The organism is Cryobacterium sp. Y82, from assembly GCF_002929495.1.
GTDB classification, from domain to species: domain Bacteria; phylum Actinomycetota; class Actinomycetes; order Actinomycetales; family Microbacteriaceae; genus Cryobacterium; species Cryobacterium serini.
The window spans coordinates 146,322-167,312 of the sequence record NZ_PJJJ01000028.1 but is presented as its reverse complement, the minus strand read 5'-3'; the positions used below and the strand labels follow the sequence as shown (position 1 = coordinate 167,312).

Genomic DNA, 20,991 nt, shown 5'->3' with positions numbered 1-20,991 from the left:
CAGGCCCAAGGGGAAGCAACTCATGACCATGACACCAGAACAAGCGACCTGGTTTGCCGAAACGTTCGGACGGCTCGTCGACAACGTGGGCCTCGCCGTGCTCGGCAAGAACCAGGTAATTCGCCTCGTCCTCACGGCGATGCTCGCCGAGGGTCACGTGCTGCTCGAGGATGCCCCCGGCACCGGCAAAACGTCCCTCGCCAAGGCCCTCGCCGCGACCGTGCAGGGCACCAACAATCGCATTCAATTCACACCGGACCTGCTGCCGAGCGACGTGACCGGCGTCACCATCTATGACCAGCAGAGCCACAAGTTCGAGTTTCACCGTGGCCCCATCTTCGCGTCGATCGTGCTCGCCGATGAGATCAACCGGGCGAGCCCGAAAACCCAGTCGGCACTGCTCGAGGTGATGGAAGAGAGCCGCATCACTGTGGACGGCATCGGTCACGAAGTTGGGCGGCCCTTCATGGTGATCGCCACCCAGAACCCGATCGAGCAGGCCGGCACCTACCGACTGCCAGAGGCCCAGCTCGACCGCTTTCTCATCAAGACGTCGATTGGCTACCCCGACCTCGCCTCGACCGAGCTGATCCTGGCCGGCGCAGCCAACCGCAACCCGGCAGCCGGCCTCACCGCGATGATCACCACGAGTGCGGTGGCTGACATGGCCGACCTCGCATCGAGCGTGCACACCGACGCCGCCATCTTGCGCTACGTCGCCGAGCTCACCCAGGAGACCCGACTGGCCGCCGAAACCCGGGTGGGGGTGTCGGTGCGCGGGGCACTCTCCATGATTCGGGCCGCCAAGGTCTGGGCCGCCGCACAGGGCCGCAACTTCGTGCTGCCCGACGACGTAAAAGACCTGGCCGCCGCAGTCTGGACGCACCGGCTCGTGCTCGACCCCGAGGCAGAGTTCTCAGGGATGACGGCGGAGAAGATCATCACCCGTGTTCTTGCCGATGTGGCCGCGCCCCAGGCCAGAAAGCCTGCGGCATGAGCGGTGCGGGGGACCAGATCACGCCGAGCCGGCTGGCTCCGCTGCGCGCGCTCTGGCTCGGGGCGGCGTGGCCGGTTCTGCAACCCCTCTGGCTTCGCCTCAAGCGGATGCTCGCGGTGCTGACCGCGTTCGGCTGGACCGTGCTCGGGGCATCCGCTCTGGGCTGGATTTTGGGTGTTCGCTACGGCTGGAAGGAATTCACTGCTCTCGCGATCGTGGGCGTCCTGCTGCTCGTGCTCGCCGTACCGTTCATGCTCGGGCGCAGTGCCTACAAGATCGCCTTGGACCTGGCCAACACGCACGTTGTCGTCGGCGAGCGCGCAGTCGGCAGCGTGAGCGTCACCAACCCCTCCACCCGAACGATGCTGCCCGCGCGCGTCGAGCTGCCCGTGGGCGCCGGGCTCGCTTCCTTTGCGCTCCCGCGCCTCGTTCCCGGCGCCGAGCACGAGGATCTCTTCACGATTCCAACCCAACGTCGTACGGTGCTGTCGGTGGGGCCGGTGCGCTCGGTGCGCGGCGACGCACTCGGCCTGTTCCGCCGGGTCATCGGCTGGACTCCGGCCGAGGACCTCTTTGTACACCCGCGCACCGTGCACCTCGATGGCTCGAGCTCCGGGTTTCTGCGCGACCTCGAGGGCCTACCAACGAGCGACCTCAGCAACGACGATGTCTCGTTCCATGCCCTGCGCGAGTACGTGCCGGGCGACGACCTGCGCAACGTGCACTGGCGCTCTTCTGCACGCACCGGAACCATCATGGTGCGCCAGTTCGAAGAGACCCGGCGCTCCCACCTGGCCATCGCACTCAGCCGCAACCCGCTCGACTATAAGCCCACCGACGCTACAACGGCGACGGATGCCACGGCCGGCCCGGCCGCCATCGACGAGTTCGAGCTGGCCGTGTCGATCTGCGGCTCCCTCGGGTTGCAGGCCCTCACCGAGGAGAAGCAGTTGACGGTGCTCGCGCAGGAGCAGATTCTGCCTAGCCAAACCGGAAAACGCCTGCTTGACGGGCTGTCGGCGATCGAGGCCGGCGGATCGAGGGCCGACATCGTGCAGTTGGCGCGGCAGACCGGCGTGCGGGTGCCGAACGCATCCGTTGTGGTATTGGTGTTCGGCAGCACGGTGGAGCCGACCCGAATTCGGTCGGCGGCCAGCCATCTGCCGAGCGGCGTTCGGGTGATCGCAGTGCGTTGCGAAACCGGAGCGCCCCTATCGCGGCGAGCGATCGCCGAAACGACGGTGCTGACGGTCGGCGCCCTGGACGACCTTCCGTTCGGTATGCGCCGGGTGAACGAATGAACGCCGACCGCGCCGGACACGCGCAGCTGGGAGATATTCTCGCGCTCGTACTGCTGCTCGGCCTCGGTGTGGCCGGCTTCGGCCCAGTCTTTGGCGGAACCGATTACCTGTTGGCCGGCCTCGGCGGCGCGCTCCTGGGGCTCGGCCTCGCGTGGCTCGGCGCCCGCCTACGCTGGGGAACACTCACGCTCGCCGTTGCGGCCGCGCTCACCTACTTTGTCTTCGGCGGGGTGCTGGCTCTGCGTACGAGCACGATCGCCGGCGTGGTTCCCACCCTCGATACCCTGCGTGAACTGGCCCTCGGCGTCGTGTTCTCATGGAAGCAGCTGCTCACCGCCCCGGCACCGGTCGCCGGATTCGAAGGCCTTTTGATCGTGCCTTACCTCGCCGCGCTGATCAATGCTGTGTTGGCCGGCAGTTTCGCCCTGCGGCTGAGCCGGCCGACCCTGGCCCTGCTGCCCGCAGCCGCCCTGTTCACCGTGTCGATCGGCTTTGGCACCCACGAAACCGTGCTGCCCCTGCTGCGCGGCATCCTGTTCGCGGTCATTGCCATCGCCTGGACCGCCTGGCGCCTCACCGCACGCCGCAACGCGCAGTCCAGCAGCACCACTAGCGGTGCAGCCGCCACTTTCGACCCGGCGAGCGAGCGCCGGCTACGCTTTCGTGGGTTGGCCGCCGGCTCCGCCCTGTTGGTCTGCGGCCTGGTGGTAGGGGTCAGTGTGGGCAGCGTCGTCGAGCCCGCGACTGCCCGGCAGGTGCTGCGCGATACCATCGTGCCGCCGCTCGACCTGCGAGCCTACCCGAGCCCCCTGGTGGGCTTTCGTAAGTACGTGCGCGACTACGCCGACCAAACGCTCTTCACCGTGAACGGGCTGCCCGCCGGCGCCCGGTTGCGTCTGGCTACCCTGGACCGGTTCGACGGTATGGTCTTCAACGTCTCCGGCGATGGCAGCGCGGGATCGGGCACATTCGCGCGGGTCGGCACCAGCATCACCGACACCCGCGCCGGAACCCCGGCAACCCTCAGCGTCACTATCGACGCGCTTACCGGTGTGTGGGTGCCCGATGCCGGGTATCTGACAGCACTCACTGTGATGCACGCTGGAAATGCCCGTGCCGCTCAGCTCGCCGCGGGCCTGCACTACAACCGCACTACCGGCGTGGCCGTCTCCACCCTCGGATTGCAGCAGGGCGACACCTACACCGCCACGGTCATCATGCCGCCGAGTTACACGGACGAACAGCTGGCCACCCGGCAGGCCGCCACCCTGTCGATGCCCGAGTCCGTGCTGGTTCCCGAAATCGTGTCGACCACAGCGGATGCCGCCATCACCGACGCCGCAACCCCCATCGACCAGGTGCGCGCCATTGAAACCGCCCTGCACACCGGCGGGTTCTTCAGCCACGGGCTCGAGGGCGAGACCGTCTCCCGGGCCGGTCACGGGGCGGAGCGGATCGGTGTGCTGCTCGGCGGCGAACAGCTGATCGGTGACGACGAACAATACGCCGTGGCGATGGCCCTGCAGGTGTCCCAACTCGGCATTCCGGCCCGGGTGGTGATGGGTTTCTACCCCGCCGAAGCTGATACCGCTGCCGGCGACCTCGCGATCACTGGCGCCGACCTGCACGCCTGGGTCGAGGTGGCCTTCGACGGGGTCGGCTGGGTCACCTTCGATCCGACACCGCCGACCGATCAGATTCCGCAGGCCGAGCAGCCCAAGCCCAAAAGCGAGCCACAGGCACAGGTTCTGCAACCGCCCCTGCCGCCGCTGGCGACGGTGGAGTTGCCGCCCGACGTGCTCGCCGACGACGCGCCCGTCGACGAGAACACCGATCTCTGGTCGACGGCCTGGCTGGTCGCCGGCATCAGCGGCGGGGTGTTAACGCTGCTTCTGGTGCTGCTCGGCCCGGGGCTGCTCGTGGCTGGTTTGCGCCGGCGTCGCCGTCGACTGCGGGCGCGCGCACCGCGGCCCGTCGACCGGCTGAGCGGTGGCTGGAGCGAGGTCGTCGACACGGCGACCGACCTCGGGCTGACCCTGGTGCCCGGTGCCACCCGTCAGGAGGGGTGCCGCACGCTCGCCGAGCGCTACCCCGAAGCGGGCTTGACCACGCTCGCCGCCCGCGTCGATACGGGAGTATTCGGCCCGGTCGATCCGACGGAGCAGCAGCTCACCGAGTTCTGGACCGAGGTCGACGGCATCGTCGCTACCCTTCACGAATCCGTGCGCGGCTGGGCGCGGCTGCGTGCCCGGCACTCTGTGCGGTCGTTTCTGGCCGGGTGGAGTACCCGCGCCCAGAGCCTCACCCAGCCCCAAATCTTTCGTAGCCCCCGCTCGCCCCGCCTGATCACCCTCGCCAAAAAGTGGAGACGAACATCATGACCCAGCAACTCCATACCTACGGCGGCTCTTTTGCTCACACCGGCCAGGAGAACGCCAGCATCGGGGCGCGCTTGGGCGCCTACCTGCTCGACAGCCTCATCCTGGGCGGGGTCAGCCTCGCGCTGTACCTCGTCCTATTCCTATTCCTGTTCGCTTCCTCTTCCTCGGCCTATTACCTCGGTGTCGTCATCTTTTTACTCGGCGCAATCGCCCTCGTCATCTGTTACTGGGTGCGCTTGAGCCGCGGCCAGACCCCGGGAATGAAAGCCACCGGTGTGCGTCTGGTACGCGTGCAGCCGGGAATGGATATCGACAGCCGCGGTCCCGGCTTCGTCGTCGTCGTCGGCCGCAACATCGTCTTCACGCTCAGTACCTACATCATCATCGGCCCGCTCTCGCCACTGTTCGACGGCACCGGCACCAACCGAGGCTGGCACGACAAAGCCTCAGGCACCTGGATGATCAATGCGCGAACGGATGCCGCGCAGCGCGTCTTCGGCGCGGTCGCGGCGCGCACAGCCGCTGCATCCCCGGCGAGCGCCGGGCAACTGCTGCCGCCTCCGGCACCACCCTCACCGCTCGTGCCCCAGCCGTTCGGACGACGGCCCCTGCCCGATCCCGATTCCTTCCTCGTGGAGTCCGAGTCACACGGGGTGGAGTCGGCGTCGCACCTGGTGCTGTCGGAACCGCAACTGGAGACGGTGATCGCACCACTGCGCGGTGTCAACCCCGTTCCGGCACCACCTGCAGCACGGGCACTGCCTGCAGCACGGATAGTACCCGCGGCACCGACGACGTCGGCCATCATCTCGGCGGTTCCGGGTTTTGCGGTCCCCCCGACACCCGCGGCACCCCTGACACCCGCGGCACCCCTGGCACCCCTGACACCCGCGGCACCCGTGACATTCCTGACACCCGCCATTACCCTCAGCCCCGGCGACAACCAGCACCTCGACCCGGACCTCGACGAGACCCGCGCCGTCTCGCCCCGGCGCCAATGGACTCTGCGCCTCGATACCGGTGAACCCATCGAGGTAGCGGGAATCGGGCACATCGGCCGCAATCCCGCCGCACCCGACGGCGGCCCGGCGCAGCTCGTGCCGTTCCTCGACGACACCAAATCCATCTCCAAGACGCACCTGAGCTTCGGCCTCGACGACACCCGACTCTGGGTGAGGGATCGCCAATCGACGAACGGAACCGTGCTCATCCGCTCGGGGCAGCCCGACACCGCTGTGCAAACCGATGGCCGCACCTTCGTCGAAGTCGGCGACACGCTGGCTCTCGGCGACCGGCGCATCGCAGTGGAAGCCCGATGATGCCCCACAGCCAGGGCGGGTCGATCCAGGTGCGTGTGGGCGCTGCAACGGATGCCGGTCGACGACGGCCGAACAACGAAGACGCGTTCCTCGCCCAAGGGTCGCTCTACCTCGTGGCCGACGGCATGGGCGGGCACGCCGCGGGCGAGATCGCCAGCGCCACTGTGATCGAGGCATTCACGGCGCTCGCCGCCCAGACGAGCGTGACCCTCGATGAGCTGCGGGCCACCGTTGCCGTGGCGATCGGTCGGGTGCTGGCCCTGCCGGAAGGTGCTGGGGCCGGGGCCGGTACGACGCTCAGTGGGGTGGCGCTGGCCGAGCTGGACGGCAATGCTTACTGGCTGCTGCTCAACCTCGGCGACTCACGCACCTATCGCATGGCCGGCGGTGTACTCGAGCAGATCAGCGTCGACCACTCCGTGGTGCAGGAACTCGTCGAGACCGGCGAGCTCACCCCGGCCGAGGCTGCCGGTCACCAACAGCGCAACGTGATCACCCGAGCAATCGGGGCGGGCAGCACGGGGGAACCGGACTACTGGTTTCTCCCCGCCGCCGCCGGTGATCGCATTTTGGTCTGCTCCGACGGGCTCACGGGTGAGCTCGACGATGAACACATTCGGGCGATTATGACGGCCGAGACCGAGCCGCAGAACGCCGCAACCCGGCTCGTGCACGAAGCGCTGCTGCACGGCGGGCGCGACAACGTGACGGCTGTTATCGTCGACGCGCTCAGCACCATCGATGCCAGCAGTGACGAGACCACGCCCGGTCTGCCCGCTGAAGCTGCGGACGTGGGTGTCGACTTCGACGATACGATTCCGCGCAGCCAACTGACCGCGCTCGCCGATCCCGCGCTCGCAGCCCACGCAGAGGCCCGCTGATGCGCCGCTACACCCCCGGCACCTGGTTTGGCGTGGTCACCGACGACGGCATCGCCGTGCTGCCCGGCGATATCGCCCCGGCCCTGGTCGAACGTATTTTCACCGAACTGACCGCCGGCCACGGGCTCAGTGCCCTGCTCGACGCGCTCACCGCCGAATTCGGCAGCGGCCTGGCCAGCCTGCCCCCCTTCGCCATCGTCACCCTCGTTGGCGAGGAGGCCCGCCTCGCAGTGCGCGGGCCACTCACCGTCACGGCCGACGGCGATGCCGAGCAGGGTCATCTGCGCGTTTCCGGCGCCCGCGTCACCACCTGGAGTGAGACCGCCTCGGTCGCACCCGCGCGAATCACCGTCGAAACGGATGCCGCCGCCCCCCTCACCACCGATAGCGCGCGTTCGCCACACCCCGCGTCGGCTTCGCCGGCCATGAGCCTGCCGATCGTGAGCGGGATCGTGCTGTGTAGCTCCATTGTGATCACCCTGCGCCCGGGGGACGGCCTCGCAGGCCCAGGCGTGCCTACCGCGAGCGCGCAAGACAGCGAGCCGCGAAACCTCGTACCGAACAACCTTGAGCTGGACAACCGCGTCGAGGCCAGCGGCCGCGCCGCTAGCGACATGCCCGCCGTTTCACTGCCGACATCACTGCCGACATCACTGCCGGTATCACTGCCGACATCACTGCCGGTATCACTGCCGGTATCACTGCCGACACCCACCGCGATCCCCCTAGAGTCACGGCCGGCAGCGGAGCCAGAGCAACCAGAGGTGGCCGACTCGGGCAACGAAACGCTCGCGGTGCCGGAATTCACACAGGGTCGGGACTACGACGGCCTCTGGGGTGCTCTGGATTCCGTGCCGGCCAGAACGACCTCCGGGCCGATCTCCGGGCCGATCGACACTGACCACGATGGCGAAACCCTATCTCTTGAGCAGCTGCGGGCGCTCGGACTCGCCGCACCGTCGGCATCCGTTCTCTTGGGTGTGCCCGCGTGGAATCCAGCACCGGTGCCGCGTTATGGCCGACTGCTGGTTTCTGGCGGTACCGAGGTGCTGCTCGATCGCAGTGCTGTGATTGGGCGCAAACCGAGCGCGGCGCGGTTCACTGCCGACCGGATGCCGCACCTCGTGACGGTACCCAGTCCCCAGCAGGACATCTCCCGCAGCCATCTCGAAGTGCGCTGCGAGGGCGAAAGCGTGCTCGCCGTCGATCTGGGCACTACGAACGGCACGCGCCTGCTGCGGTCAGGAGCTGATCCGGTTCGGCTCCACCCACAAGAACCGACCATGCTCGTGCACGGTGACGTGCTCGATCTCGGTGACGCCATCACCGTGACCTATCGGGAACCCGCATGAGCGCCGCACGCGCGCCGAGCACGCCGCCAGCCCTCCCCGGATTTGATTTTGTTGAATTACTCGGTTCTGGCGGCTTCGCTGACGTGTTTCTGTACCAGCAGCACCTGCCGCGACGGCGCGTCGCCGTGAAGGTGCTGCTGGCCGAACAGCTGCGCACCGGCTCGGCCGACGAGTTCACCGCCGAGGCCAACGTGATGGCGATGCTGTCGACGCATCCGTCGATCGTCACGATCTACCAAGCCGGTGTGAGCGCTGACGGCCGCCCCTATCTGGCCATGGAATACTGCCCCAAACCGAATCTCCAGGTGCGGTACCGGCGAGAACGCTTCGATGTGGGCGAGGCACTGCGCGTCGCAATCCAGGTCGCCGGCGCCGTCGAAACCTCCCACCGCGCCGGCATTCTGCACCGCGACATTAAACCCGCCAACATTCTGGTGACCGAATACAATCGGCCGGCCCTAACCGACTTCGGCATCTCGGCGACCACCGCCAACGGGGAGGCTGCCCCGATGGGCATGTCGATTCCCTGGTCACCGCCCGAATCATTCGCTAACCCGCCGTGGAGTGGACCGACCAGCGACGTCTACGCCCTCGCCGCCACTATCTACACCCTTCTCGCCGGGCGATCCCCGTTTCAGCTGCCGGGAGCCGCCAATTCGAGCGCCGATGTGATGAGCCGCATCGGCTCCTACCCGCTGCCCTCGCTGGCCCGGGCCGACGTGCCGGCCTCCCTCGACGCTGTGTTCGCGCGGGCCATGAGCAAGCAGCCGGTCGACCGGTACGCCACCGCGCTCGACTTCGCGCGGGCGCTGCAGAAGGTGCAGATCGAGCTCGCCATGTCGGTCACCACGATCGACGTCCTCGACGACGCCGTCGACGCCGTCGACGCCCGGAACGACGATGACGGTCTCACCCGGGTGCGCAACATTGTCAGCATCAATCCGGAAGGCGCACGCGTGACGTTCGCTACTCCGGCGCCGACCGCGACCACACCCTGGCCGACGGCCCCCTCGACCGGCGTCAATGGTCCGACCGACTGGGACACGACGGCCCCGCCCCACGCCATGGATTTCACACGGGGCCCGGCCGCGCAGCGAGCCGCACTCGACGACACCTTTCGCCGCCATGTCGCGGCGCCAGGCACCGAATCAGTCGCGCCAGCGGGCATCCGTCGCCGACGATGGCTCACACCAGTGGTCTTGGGATCCCTGCTGTTGCTCACGGGCGGCGGAGTCGCGACGGCACTCGCACTCGGCGGCATCGATCCCGGCTCAACCGATCCCAGCACCGAGCCGGCAGCGCCGGTCGACGCCGTAGTCGAATCGTCGGTTCCCGCCGTCACGAGTGTTGCGGGCACGGTCGCGGGCAGCGCCGCAACCTTCACCTGGGTTAACCCGGCGCCCGAGGCCGGTGACCTCTATCTGTGGCGAACGGTGGAGACCGGTCAGGACACCGCTATCGCCAGCGCGGCGGAATCGACCGTAACCGTGCCGACGAGCACGTCGGGCCCGACCTGCATCGAGGTGTCGCTGCGCCGCGACGACGGGCGCTCCTCCTCGGATGCCGTGCTTGGGTGCACCCCGTGAACGGCGCCGCGCCGTTGCTCACCACAGCGGTTGACGACCTCAGGGTCGAGTACTGCGGGGAATGGTTTCGCGCCGACCCGCAGATGGTGTTCGGCATCGGTCGGGAGGCGGAGCTGAGCGTCGACGACAACCCGTTTCTACACCGCCGGTTTCTCGAGATCAGCCGGCTCGACGGCCTGTGGTGGCTTGCCAACGTGGGGTCACGGCTCGCGGCCACCGTCACCGACGGCAACGGGCGCGTGCAAGCCTGGCTCGCGCCCGGCGCCCGGCTGCCGATCGTCTTCGGCCTGCTCACCGTGATCTTCACGGCCGGGCCGACCACCTACGAAATCACCGTGCATTCCAGCCAGCCAACTTTCCTCGACAACGATTCAGTTGCCAGCCGCAACGGAATCACCACCGTCGGCACCATTTCCTTCACCCCCACCCAAAAGCTGCTGATTCTCGCCCTCGCCGAACCGATGCTGGCACGTGAGGGCAGCGGACGCAGCGATATTCCCACCTCGGCCACGGCGGCGAAGCGTCTCGGCTGGGCGACGACCCGCTTCAATCGAAAACTCGACAACGTCTGCGACAAGCTTGACCGGGCCGGTGTGCAGGGGTTACGCGGCGGCGTCAGCACCTATGCCACCAATCGGCGCGCCCGCCTCGTGGAGTACGCCATCGCTTCGCGCATCGTCACCCGCGTTGACCTGCTGCTGCTTGCTGAGGCCCGCCCCGGGGATCCGCTGAACGCGGCCGACCCACCCGAGCAGGAAGCCTGATATGCGCGTCAAAGTTACCCTTCAGCGAGCCGGGCAGGCGCCGATCAACATCGCCATCACAGCGGATGCCACGGCTCTGCTCGGCGACATCGCCTCCGCCCTCTTCGCGGCCGACCCCGCTCGGGCCGGCTCAGCGCTACCCGAACGACTCACCCTGCAGGTCAGTGGTGAAACCGTAGACGGCTCCCCCCTGCCCGTGCGGGTCCTCAATCCCGCGATCGACCTCACCGAGTCGGGGCTGCGCTCCGGCGCGGTCGTCGAACTGGTGCAGGCTAGCGACGCCTTCGCCCGCCCCGGCGAAAACCGCGGGCCAGCCGCAGCGCGAATTACGATTTTGGCCGGACCGGATGCCGGTCGCGAATTCGACGTTCCGTTCGGAGCGAGCACCATCGGCCGCGACTACGGCGCCGAGGTGCGCCTCGGCGACCCCCTCGTGTCCAAACGGCACGCCCGCCTCAACGTGGCCGACATCGTGGAGATTCTCGATCTCGGTTCGGCAAACGGGCTACTCATGGGCGGTCTGCTCGTCTCCCGCACGGCGCTGACGCCCGCCGACGTCGTGTCTCTCGGCGATACCGAGCTGAGCGTAGCGCCACTGCAGCAGCTTGCCGCAGTACCCACGAGCGCACCGGTCGTCGAGTTCGTGCGCACTCCGCGCGTTGTCGCGCGGTTTCCCGGCCTCGAACTGCTCGCGCCGACACCGCCGAAGGCCCCGCAGCCGATGCGCTTTCCCTACCTGTCGATCGTGGCGCCGATCATCATGGGGCTCGTTCTCTACCTGGTGACCAAAAACATTCTCAGCCTGGCTTTCATCGCCCTAAGCCCGCTGCTGGTGATCGGTGCATTCGTCGACGGCAAGGTCACTGGCAAACGGGTGCTCAAAGCACAGATTAAACAGTTCGATGAAGGAATGCGCGTCTCGGAGACCGCGCGCACGGCAGCGCACACCACGGAACGGCTCGTCCGCGCAGCCGAGACTCCCTCCCTCGCCGAGGTCGTCGACGCCGTGCGGCGCCACGGCGCCCTGCTCTGGACCCACCGCCCCGAACACGAGGCGTTCCTCACCGCCAGGCTCGGCCTCGGGCTGGCACCATCGCGCTCGACACTGAGCCTTCCGGGCACAAACGATTCGCTGCCGGAGTACTGGGCGCGCCTCGAGGCCGCGGCCGCAGACTTTGACCTGATCGACCAGGTGCCCGTACTCGTAGACTGGCGGGAATCGGGGGCCCTCGGGCTGGCCGGGCCGAGCGCGACTCGAGATGGCGTGGCGCGCGGCCTTGTTCTTCAGGCCGTCGGGTTGCATTCCCCCGCTGAGTTGGTGGTCGCCGCCTTCACCAGCCCGGCCTCGCGCCCCGGCTGGGACTGGCTCGAATGGCTGCCGCACACCAGCTCGGCGCACAGCCCGCTGGCCGGTGAACACCTCGCCGACAACCCCGGAAGCGGGCAGGCCTTGCTCGCACGATTGGAGGCGCTGGTCGAAGCGCGGGTCGAGGCATCCGCTTCGTTGCGTGGTGCGCTGATCGAAAGGGCCCAGACGGATGCCCGCCCGCCCGCCCTGGTTCCTGCTGTGCTGGTCGTGATCGAAAACGATGCTCCCCTGGACCGCGGCAGGGCCACTCGACTGGCCGAACGCGGCGCCGACGCCAACGTGCACGTGATCTGGTGTGCCGGATCGCTCGATCGGCTGCCGGCGGTGTGCCGCACCTTCCTGGTGCTGGGCTCCGACCCGGGTGCGTCGACCGGCCAGGTGCGCTGGGGCGAGCAGACGATCCCAATTGAGACCGAGTCGCTCGACCTGGAGACCGCGCGACGCCTTGCCAGGGCGTTGGCCCCGGTCGTCGATGTCGGCACGCCGATCAGTGACGATTCCGACCTGCCGAGAGCAATTTCTTATGCCACCTTGAGCGGGCTCGATCTGATCGCTGAACCGACGGCGGTCATCGACCGGTGGCGGGAGAATAATTCGCTCACCGTGCGGGACGGCTCCCCGACGGTGCCTCGCAAGAAGGAAGGCACTCTGCGAGCGCTCGTGGGGCACACCGGCACCGAACCGTTTCACCTCGATCTACGCACGCAGGGGCCGCACGCCCTGGTCGGCGGCACCACCGGCGCAGGCAAGAGCGAGTTTCTGCAGTCCTGGGTGCTTGGAATGGCTGCGGCGCACAGCCCCGACCGGGTGGCGTTTCTGTTCGTCGATTACAAGGGCGGCACGGCCTTCGCGGACTGTGTCGGCCTGCCCCACACCGTCGGTCTGGTCACCGACCTGTCGCCGCACCTGGTTCGGCGAGCACTCACCTCACTACGCGCCGAGCTGCGCTACCGGGAACACCTGCTCAATCGCAAGGGCGCAAAAGACCTGGTATCGCTCGAGAAGTCCGGCGACACCGAGACGCCGCCGAGCCTGCTCATCATTGTCGACGAATTCGCCGCGCTGGCGACCGAGGTCCCCGAGTTCGTTGACGGCGTCGTCGACGTGGCCCAGCGTGGCCGATCGCTGGGGTTGCACCTCATTCTGGCCACCCAGCGGCCGGCCGGAGTGATCAAGGACAACCTGCGCGCCAACACGAACCTGCGCATCGCCCTGCGCATGGCCGATGCAGAAGACTCCAACGACATTCTCGGCACCCCCCAGGCCGCGCATTTCGACCCGTCGATTCCCGGTCGCGGCGCCGCCAAGACCGGACCGGGGCGCATCGCGGCATTCCAGACGGGGTATGCCGGCGGTTACACCACGAACACTCCGCCACGCCCCCGCATCGACCTCCAGCAGTTGAACTTCGGATCGAGCACGACGTGGGACGTGCCCGAAGGCGAAGTCGCCGAGATACGAGACCCTGGCCCGACCGATATCGCCCGCTTGGTGACGACCATCCAGGCCGCGGCGGCCCAGGCCGCCGTGCCGCCACCACGCAAGCCGTGGCTGGACGAACTCGCAGCCGTCTACGACTTTATGGAACAGCCGCATCCGCGCACCGACGAGCGATTACTACTCGGCGTCATCGACGACCCGGCGACGCAGTCGCAGCCAGCGATGTTCTATGAACCCGACCGCGACGGCAACATGGCCATCTTCGGCGCCGGCGGCTCCGGCAAGAGTGCGGCCCTGCGCCTGCTCGCAATCGCTGCGGCGGTCACCTCTCAGGGCGGTCCGATCCAGGTCTACGGACTCGATTTCGGGGCCGGCGGGCTGCGTATGCTCGAGGACCTGCCGCACGTTGGTGCGATCATCTCCGGCGACGACGACGAGCGAGTGGTGCGCCTACTGCGCACCCTCCGTGATCTCGTCGATGACCGCGCGGTGCGCTACGCCGCGGTGCGTGCCGGCACGATCGGAGAATACCGGCAGCTGTCGAAACGGCCAGACGAGCCGCGCATCCTCTTGCTCGTTGACGGAATCGGGGCGTTTCGGGAGGCCTACGAGTTCGCCTCCACCTCGCAATGGTTCACCATGTTCGCGCAGATCGCCGCGGACGGTCGCCAGCTCGGCGTGCACGTGGTGATGACCGGGGATCGGCCGAACGCTATCCCCAGCTCGATCAGCTCCACCGTGCAGAAGCGACTCGTGCTGCGGCAAGCCACTGAAGACGACTACATGCTTTTGGGCGTCACGAAAGACGTGCTGAGCGTCACGAGCCCTCCCGGTCGAGGCATCATCGACGGCAACGAGGTGCAGCTCGCCGTGCTCGGGGCGAGCTCGAACCTCGCGGTGCAGTCGAGGGAGGTTCAGCGCCTCGCTGCTAGCATGCGTCGCCAGTCTCCGATGGAGGCGCCACGCATCGGGCGGCTCCCCGAACACGTGGCTTTGCTCTCCTTGCCCGCGACAGATGCCCAGGGTCGCGCCGTCATCGGCCTCGCCGATGAGGACTTGGGGCCGATCGGGGTCGAGCAGCGGGGAACATTCATCATTTCGGGCCCGCCCGGCAGTGGTCGCACCACGGCGCTCGCCACTCTCGTCTCGGCGCTCGGGCGGTCACCGCAGCATCCGCAGATAGCAATGTTTGCGCCACGACGCACCGCGCTGAGCGGCGCGTCGACGGGACAAGTCGGCACCGTCAACTCCGGTGGTTTCGTTCTCGTGACAGATGCCGTCGACGCGGTTGTGACCGCGGCGGCCCAGCTCACAGCGCGCATCGAAGCCGGTGCGTTTGCGGCCGGCCAGCTCGCGGTGGTACTTGAGAGCGTGACCGATTTCACGGGGACCGACGCGGAGCATCCCCTCACCCAGCTCGTAAAAGCGGCGGCGCGGGCCGATCTGTTTATCGTTGGCGAGGCCGAGAGTTCCACCTGGTCGCAGGCGTACACGCTCGCTGGTCCGTTCAAATCGGGCCGGAGGGGCCTGCTCCTCGTGCCGGGCGAGATGGACGCAGACATGCTTCTCGGCACTCCGCTCGGACGTCTAAAGCGCAGTGATTTTCCTCCTGGCCGTGGCTTTCTCATCGTGAACGGGCGCGCAATGCGCCTGCAGGCGGCGATGGTGAATTGACACCATCGACAGTGTTTGCCAGCACCCATAGATTTGCCCTGTTGCACCACACCGGGCAAGAAACCGGAGACCGCACAGTCGGTCCCGGCCAGCACCACCACAATGCACAACCGAAACCAAAGGAATAAATCATGGCCGTATGGGGTCTCGACGTAGAACAGGTTCGTACACTTAGCAGCCAGCTTTCGCAGAAGGCCAGCGACATTGAAGGGGTGCTGAGCACTCTCACCAACACCTTGGGCAACACGGAATGGACCGGCCCGGATGCTTCTGGATTTCGCAGCGACTGGAACGGCCAGCACTCGGCCGCGCTCCGCCAGGTCATCAGCGCCCTGAACGAGGCCTCGCAGAAGGCCTCGCAGAATGCTCAGGCGCAGGAACAGACCTCGAACGCCTAACCGGGCAGTGTCGCGTGTAGGGCCGCCGGTATCGACCGGTGGCCCTACACGAACTCCGCCACACGATCAGTTCGACAGTAGAAGGGACCTGCCATGGCGGGAAAGTATGGCGCCGACGTCGAACAACTTCGGCAGCTGGCACAGCAGATGAGCACGGCGAGCGACCGGCTCGAACGCGACCGGCTCACCGTCGGCAACCAGATCAAAATCAGCGCGTGGGTAGGGCCCTTCGCAACAACCTTTAAGGCCCAGTGGGAGTCGGAACACAGCCTGCACGTCGCGACGGTTGCTCGCGTATTGGAGGCGAACGCGACTCAACTGCGCAAGAACGCCGACGAGCAGGAGGCCGCCAGCGCCGCCGACAGCAACAGAGTGGGTGGTACTGGTACTACCGCCCAACGACCAGAAGCAACGTCACCGAATATCACTTTCGTCTTTCCATCCTTGCCTGCTGACCTCGATGCCGCATCACGCGCGGCACTCAACGACTTGATGGCGCTGCTAAAGATCGGAACGACCGGTGCCAGTTCCTTGCAAGACGTCAGTGACATCTTCGAGGTTCTCGCTAAAGCCAAGGAGCTGGGGACCCTCAAGGAATTTCTGGCTGGGGTGAAGGGACTTGACGGAGCGACATTCCTCTCGCTGATCGGAATGGGCTTTTCAGCCCAAGACCTCGGGGAGGCACTGGGCCAAGGCGATACAGGAGCCTCAATCGAGGCCAGCCTAGACCTGGCCATGGGTGTTGTCGGCATCTATGTGCCGGGGGCAGGCCTCGCCTGGACCATTGGAACGGGAATCGGCGAGGGTCTGTATAACTCGGTGCAGGAGTTCTGGGATACACCCAATTCCGCGCTCTGGACCGCTGCCCTGGAGATGTTCGGGCCAGATGTAAATCTCAATGATCTCTCGCCCGAGCAGGCCGCTGCCCTCGCTGAACGTTACGAGGGGTTCGGTGGGTATCTCAACTCCATCGGCGACAGCATGCGCGGCGCCGGGCGAGATCTCGGAGACTTCGTGTCGAATTCAAGGAACTGACCCGCGTCGCGTGCACTCCGGTCCGCGAGAGCGGAAAATCGCTTACTTCAGCGGATGCGAAACAATCGTTTTCCCGCTCTCGCGTGGTGTTGGACACAGGGGAACGCGGCCTGACGAGTCGGAGATTGCGCCTAACAACCTGAGACGGCACTGTCCTGAACGGAATAAAACATGTACTGGAGCATCTACGACGCGCTGATGGTGGTGACCGGCTACAGCTCGGCCGCGATCGCGTTCATGCCGGGAATCACGAACAAAGTCCGCGCCATCTCTGTTGCCGTGGAAGCGCTGCTGATGGTCGCTGCACTGATCACCGGCAGTCGCAGCAGGTTCTGCTCGGGTTGCTTCTCCCTGCCGTGGTCGCGATCCGGCTGCGGTGGGCGGCCCGCAAGCCGCCCGCACCGGCGCGCGGCGCCCCGGTAGTCTGGACCTTGAGCTGCGGCGGGCAGCCGTGAGGGGCGGTTCTGGGGAAGGTGACGGTGGAGTTGGAGCGCACCCAGGTATCGTCGCAACCGCTCGACCGACTCGTCGAGGACCTCCAGCGCCTACGCAACACGGCGGGCGATGTCTCATACGCCGAGATCGCCGCGCTGATAGCCCGCACGCGTGAGGCGCACGGGATCACCCCGGCCGCGGCCCGGGTCGCCCGCTCGTCGGTCTTCGATGCGTTCCGTATGGGCCGTCGACGCATCAACGCGGTGCTGGTCGAGGAGATCGTGCGGGCCCTCGGCGAGGATGAGGCCGCTGCCGCGCTCTGGCGCAAGCGGTGCCTCGACGCCCAATTCTCCGCGCGACGTTCGGCCGGCTTTGTGGGGATAGACCGACCGGAGGCGTCGGGTGAGCCGGCCGAGTCGGCTGCCCCGCATCCGCCGGTCGCGCCACTGACCTCTCACCCGGATCGCCGGGCCCTGGCCGTCGCGCTCACCGTCGCTCTGCTGGTCGGTTGCGTGGGCGTGAACCTGTTTGGCGACGGCGTCGTAGACAAATTCCACCTCCCGGTCTGGTTGGACATGATCGGCACGGCGACCGCCGCGATCGCGCTCGGCCCGTGGCACGGAGCGCTCGTCGGGGTGCTGACAAACCTGCTCGGCGGGCTGCAAGGCAACCCGGAGACACTGCCATTTGCGCCCGTCAATGTCGTGGGGGCGCTCGTCTGGGGCTACGGCTACCGTCTCTTCTGCCGGAACCGCGGCGCCCTACGTTTTCTGCTCCTCAACGTGGCGGTCGCGGTCGCCTGTACGCTCGTCGCGGTGCCGATCAACGTGCTGGTTTTCAGCGGCGTTGCCGGCCATGCCAGTGACCTTGTGGCGTCGACGATGGTCGCCATCGGCGAGGGACTCTGGGTCGCCGTGTTCTCGGCGAACCTGATGCTTTCGCTCCTCGACAAGCTCGTGGCCGGGTACGTCGCCCTGCTGCTCGCCCGCTTTTTACTGCCAATGGGCCTGGGCCGCGGCCCCGAACTTGGCCGGCAATAACACTGCCGAGGTGTCCGAGATTGTCCGGGAACGGCATCCGCTGCCCTCACGGCCCCGAGCAGGGCACACACTCGGCCCACAATGGTGCTCATGGACACAACCCTGACACCTGACCTGACGTTGACGGAGCAGATCGAGAACGCGGGTCTGCGGTATGCATATGCGCGTGCTTTTCGTATCACGGTGCCCGACGCGCCCGCCGACGTGGACCCGTCGCTGCTCCTGCTCCTGCGCGAACGAGGACTCACGGAAGCCGACGCCCTGCGCGTTCTCGCGGCCGACCAGGCGATTGCTGCACTGCCGAAGGACGATACACGACCGTGGACAGCGACGGCCTACAACATCCCGACCCGGCAGACGATCGTGGGGGAATTCAGCGCGAACTCCGAAAAGAGGGTGACCTGGCCCCCTCGCCACAACAAGTTCAGCCAGCAGTGGTCGGAGTCGATGACATCCGCTGGGCTGCCCTTTGTGACACATAGCCCCGCCTTGCCTGAAAGGAAAGAGGCGGTCGCGCAGCTCCGCAAATTTCTTGATGCTTCGAAAGGCAGCAGGAGCACGGGTGACTACGTCGCGTGGCGCAGGAACAGACAGCAGGACGATACCGTCACCACGCCGCCGTCCCTCGAAGAGTTCAACCGCGTCTTCGGCTCGTGGAGCCAGGCGCTCGACGCTGCGGGGATGGCGGCGCCCGCGACCTCCACATCGGCACAACAAGCCGAGGACGCAGTGGCCAAGCTCGCCGCTGATCTGGAGCGGCACCAGGCCGATGCGGAAAGACTGCGTAAGCAGTTGGGCGCATCCGGCGGGGCATCTCCCGATGTGCTCGCGCACCACACCGAGCTTGCATACCTCGTCGCGTTGGAGACGCACGCACTGGAGAGCTCGCGTATCAACGAATACCTCCTGAAAGAGCGGGAGAAGAACGCGAAGACGCTCAAGCGCTGGGCCATCGCCGGAGGCGCGGCGCTGGCGATTGTGCCTCCCCTCATCGAGTTTCTCCTGACGAAGTACCTGTAGTGCACGTTGCACCGCAGACTCGACAGACCAGGAACAAGGACACCGAGCAGGCGGTCAGACAGTGAGCGTCGATGCGCCCAGAGTTTCGGGAAACTGGCTGTATACCGTCGGTGGGGTCGCTGAAGAAGGCCCCGGGAATCAGCATCCTAGGCATCCGCCCTGAGTCATGGGCCATCGAGAATGCCTTAGATCGCCCCACCGATATCGTCGCGAAGCTCCCCACTGGCAGCATCAACCGCAGCGCCCACCGTCGGCGCGAACCGCTCGGGTGAAAACCGGTCACCCAGTCCGAAGGCCTGCAGTCGGTCCTTGACCGGTCCCTTCACTTCGGCGAGCACGAGCGTCACCCCCCGAGAGGCGAGATACTCGTCAAGCTCGAGCAATTCGTCGATGGCGGTCGTGTCGATATCGGTGATCGGTTCGGCGGCAAGGATGACGGTGTGAACGGGCGTGCCACCGGCCTCTGACTCGCGCTCCGCCCGCCGCACCATCGAGCGCACGTAGTCATCAAAGATGCCCCCGTTGGCAAAAAAGAGCGGGGCGTCGAAGCGCACGATGACGATGCCGGGAACACGATCGGCATCCGGATGCCGTGAGCGGTCATGGTAACCGCGCACACCCGGAATGCGTCCGAGCTCGGCCCGGTACGGACGCCACGCGCGGATCACGAAAGCGACCAGGGACAGACCGATCGCCACGAGAATGCCCTGTAAAACGCCCACCAGAAAAACGCCGAGGAACGCGGCGATCGAGAGCAGGGCATCCGTTTTGTCGATCCGCCACAATCGCGAGACGCCCGAAACGTCGAGCAGGCTGGCTGCGGCCACAATAACCACGGCGCCGAGGGTCGCCGACGGCAGGTACCCGGTTACGCCAGGGGCCACGAGCATGAAGATAACGATGATCAGCGCGCCGATGACGGGCGTCAGCTGGGATCGCGCCCCTGCCTGCTCGGCGACGGGCGTGCGCGAGGTGGATGCAGAGATCGGAAAGCCGCCGAAAAACCCGCCTCCGATATTAGCGAGTCCGAGGCCTGCCATCTCTTGACTACCGTCCACACTGTCGCCGCGGCGCGCCGCAAGCGTGCGGGAAAGCACCCCGGTGTCAGCGAAGGCGATGAGCGCTATGCCCAGCGTCGGTCCGATCAGCGAAACCACGTCGTCCCAGACGAGACCGCCGAGTGCCGGGGCGGGGAGCCCCTGCGGCATAGCACCGACAATCGGCAGTACGTTCTGCAGGGAGAAGATCGCCGTGACCACAATGGATGCGACGACCGCGATCAGCACGCCAGGGATGCGCCCGCCGAGCAGGAAACGCAACCCAACGATGACGGCAAGGGAGGCAAGGCCGAGCAGCATCGCGCCGACAACGATGCTCCCCGCCGCCGCACCCTGCACGATGGCGCCAATCCCCTGGATCGGGCCGGGCGCCTCGATGGAGAACCCGAGCAGCTTGGGAATCTGCGAAATGATCACGAGCAACGCGAGGGCGTTGAGGTAGCCGACCCGGATCGGCTTGGAGAGCAGGTCGGTGACGAAGCCGAGGCGGAACAGGCCGGCGATGAGCAGAGTGAGGCCGACCATCAGCCCGAGGAGTCCGGCGAGCGCAATCGCTCGCTCCGTGTTGCCGAGCGCCAGCGGCAGGATCGACGCAGCGATGATCGGGGCGAGTGCAGAGTCGGGTCCGAGCACGAGGATGCGCGATGGGCCGAAGACGGCGTAGACAACCAGCGGCACGATCGTCGCGTAGAGACCGGTGTACGCGGGCAGCCCGGAGGCCTCCGCGTAGCCCATACCGGCCGGGATCAGCAGGAAGCTGAGCACGATGCCGGCACGCAGGTCGGGCACCAGCCACGCGCGCTGGTAATGCAGGGCGGTGTTCAGCCCCGGTATCAGGCTGAAGGCTACGCTGCGGAATCCGCCGGTTGGCATGCCTTTACGGTAGTCCGGTCCTTGTCTGCTGTCTGGACTTCATCGAGTGTTCCAGTACCACCGCCAAC

General features: G+C 66.8%; 15 protein-coding genes. 14 read left to right on the top strand and 1 reads right to left on the bottom strand.

The genetic code is table 11. The annotated features are described in order from the left end of the window. Nucleotides 1–22 precede the first annotated feature (22 nt). The 14 genes from CXY70_RS06165 to CXY70_RS06100 all read left to right on the top strand — a co-directional run bounded on the left by CXY70_RS06165 (nucleotide 23) and on the right by CXY70_RS06100 (nucleotide 18,992). On the top strand, nucleotides 23–997 hold the full coding sequence (locus CXY70_RS06165) for a MoxR family ATPase (protein ID WP_104191497.1): 975 nt from the start codon (nucleotides 23–25) through the stop codon (nucleotides 995–997). Then, nucleotides 994–2,298, top strand: a complete 1,305-nt coding sequence (locus CXY70_RS06160) for a DUF58 domain-containing protein (RefSeq protein WP_104191496.1) — start codon at nucleotides 994–996, stop codon at nucleotides 2,296–2,298. Before CXY70_RS06165 ends, CXY70_RS06160 begins: the two co-directional genes overlap by 4 nt. Continuing rightward, on the top strand, nucleotides 2,295–4,679 hold the full coding sequence (locus CXY70_RS06155) for a transglutaminase family protein (protein WP_104191495.1): 2,385 nt from the start codon (nucleotides 2,295–2,297) through the stop codon (nucleotides 4,677–4,679). The genes CXY70_RS06160 and CXY70_RS06155 overlap by 4 nt, the downstream gene beginning before the upstream one ends. After that, nucleotides 4,676–5,998 (top strand): RDD family protein, encoded by a 1,323-nt coding sequence (locus CXY70_RS06150; protein WP_104191494.1) that lies wholly within the window; start codon nucleotides 4,676–4,678, stop codon nucleotides 5,996–5,998. Before CXY70_RS06155 ends, CXY70_RS06150 begins: the two co-directional genes overlap by 4 nt. Continuing rightward, nucleotides 5,995–6,879, top strand: coding sequence for a PP2C family serine/threonine-protein phosphatase (locus CXY70_RS06145; protein WP_233205774.1), 885 nt, complete (start codon nucleotides 5,995–5,997; stop codon nucleotides 6,877–6,879). The genes CXY70_RS06150 and CXY70_RS06145 overlap by 4 nt, the downstream gene beginning before the upstream one ends. Beyond that, nucleotides 6,879–8,231 carry an FHA domain-containing protein gene (locus CXY70_RS06140; protein ID WP_104191492.1) on the top strand — a complete coding sequence of 451 codons (1,353 nt, stop codon included), beginning with the start codon at nucleotides 6,879–6,881 and terminating at the stop codon, nucleotides 8,229–8,231. Before CXY70_RS06145 ends, CXY70_RS06140 begins: the two co-directional genes overlap by 1 nt. Continuing rightward, nucleotides 8,228–9,817 (top strand): serine/threonine-protein kinase, encoded by a 1,590-nt coding sequence (locus tag CXY70_RS06135; protein WP_104191491.1) that lies wholly within the window; start codon nucleotides 8,228–8,230, stop codon nucleotides 9,815–9,817. Before CXY70_RS06140 ends, CXY70_RS06135 begins: the two co-directional genes overlap by 4 nt. 83 nt (nucleotides 9,818–9,900) lie before the next feature. Further along, a complete protein-coding gene (locus CXY70_RS06130; RefSeq protein WP_104191518.1) occupies nucleotides 9,901–10,581 on the top strand; it encodes a hypothetical protein in 681 nt (226 codons plus the stop codon). A gap of 1 nt (nucleotide 10,582) precedes the next feature. Continuing rightward, the gene (locus CXY70_RS06125) at nucleotides 10,583–15,064 is read left to right on the top strand and encodes an FtsK/SpoIIIE domain-containing protein (protein ID WP_104191490.1); all 4,482 of its coding nucleotides are present in this window, start codon (nucleotides 10,583–10,585) and stop codon (nucleotides 15,062–15,064) included. Between the two features lie 131 nt (nucleotides 15,065–15,195). Beyond that, complete coding sequence (locus CXY70_RS06120) at nucleotides 15,196–15,462, top strand: WXG100 family type VII secretion target (RefSeq protein WP_104191489.1); 267 nt, start codon at nucleotides 15,196–15,198, stop codon at nucleotides 15,460–15,462. A gap of 93 nt (nucleotides 15,463–15,555) precedes the next feature. Beyond that, nucleotides 15,556–16,497, top strand: a complete 942-nt coding sequence (locus CXY70_RS06115) for a WXG100 family type VII secretion target (protein ID WP_104191488.1) — start codon at nucleotides 15,556–15,558, stop codon at nucleotides 16,495–16,497. Nucleotides 16,498–16,668: 171 nt separating this feature from the next. Next, nucleotides 16,669–16,920, top strand: a complete 252-nt coding sequence (locus tag CXY70_RS06110; protein ID WP_104191487.1) for a hypothetical protein — start codon at nucleotides 16,669–16,671, stop codon at nucleotides 16,918–16,920. 56 nt (nucleotides 16,921–16,976) lie between these two features. Continuing rightward, nucleotides 16,977–17,972: an ECF transporter S component gene (locus CXY70_RS06105; protein WP_233205773.1), complete on the top strand. Its 996-nt coding sequence runs from the start codon at nucleotides 16,977–16,979 to the stop codon at nucleotides 17,970–17,972. Nucleotides 17,973–18,062: 90 nt separating this feature from the next. Continuing rightward, nucleotides 18,063–18,992: a hypothetical protein gene (locus CXY70_RS06100; protein WP_146066074.1), complete on the top strand. Its 930-nt coding sequence runs from the start codon at nucleotides 18,063–18,065 to the stop codon at nucleotides 18,990–18,992. Nucleotides 18,993–19,177: 185 nt separating this feature from the next. On the opposite strand, the gene CXY70_RS06095 is transcribed toward CXY70_RS06100, so the two are convergent. Then, nucleotides 19,178–20,923: a SulP family inorganic anion transporter gene (locus CXY70_RS06095; RefSeq protein WP_104191484.1), complete on the bottom strand. Its 1,746-nt coding sequence runs from the start codon at nucleotides 20,921–20,923 to the stop codon at nucleotides 19,178–19,180. Nucleotides 20,924–20,991 lie beyond the last annotated feature (68 nt).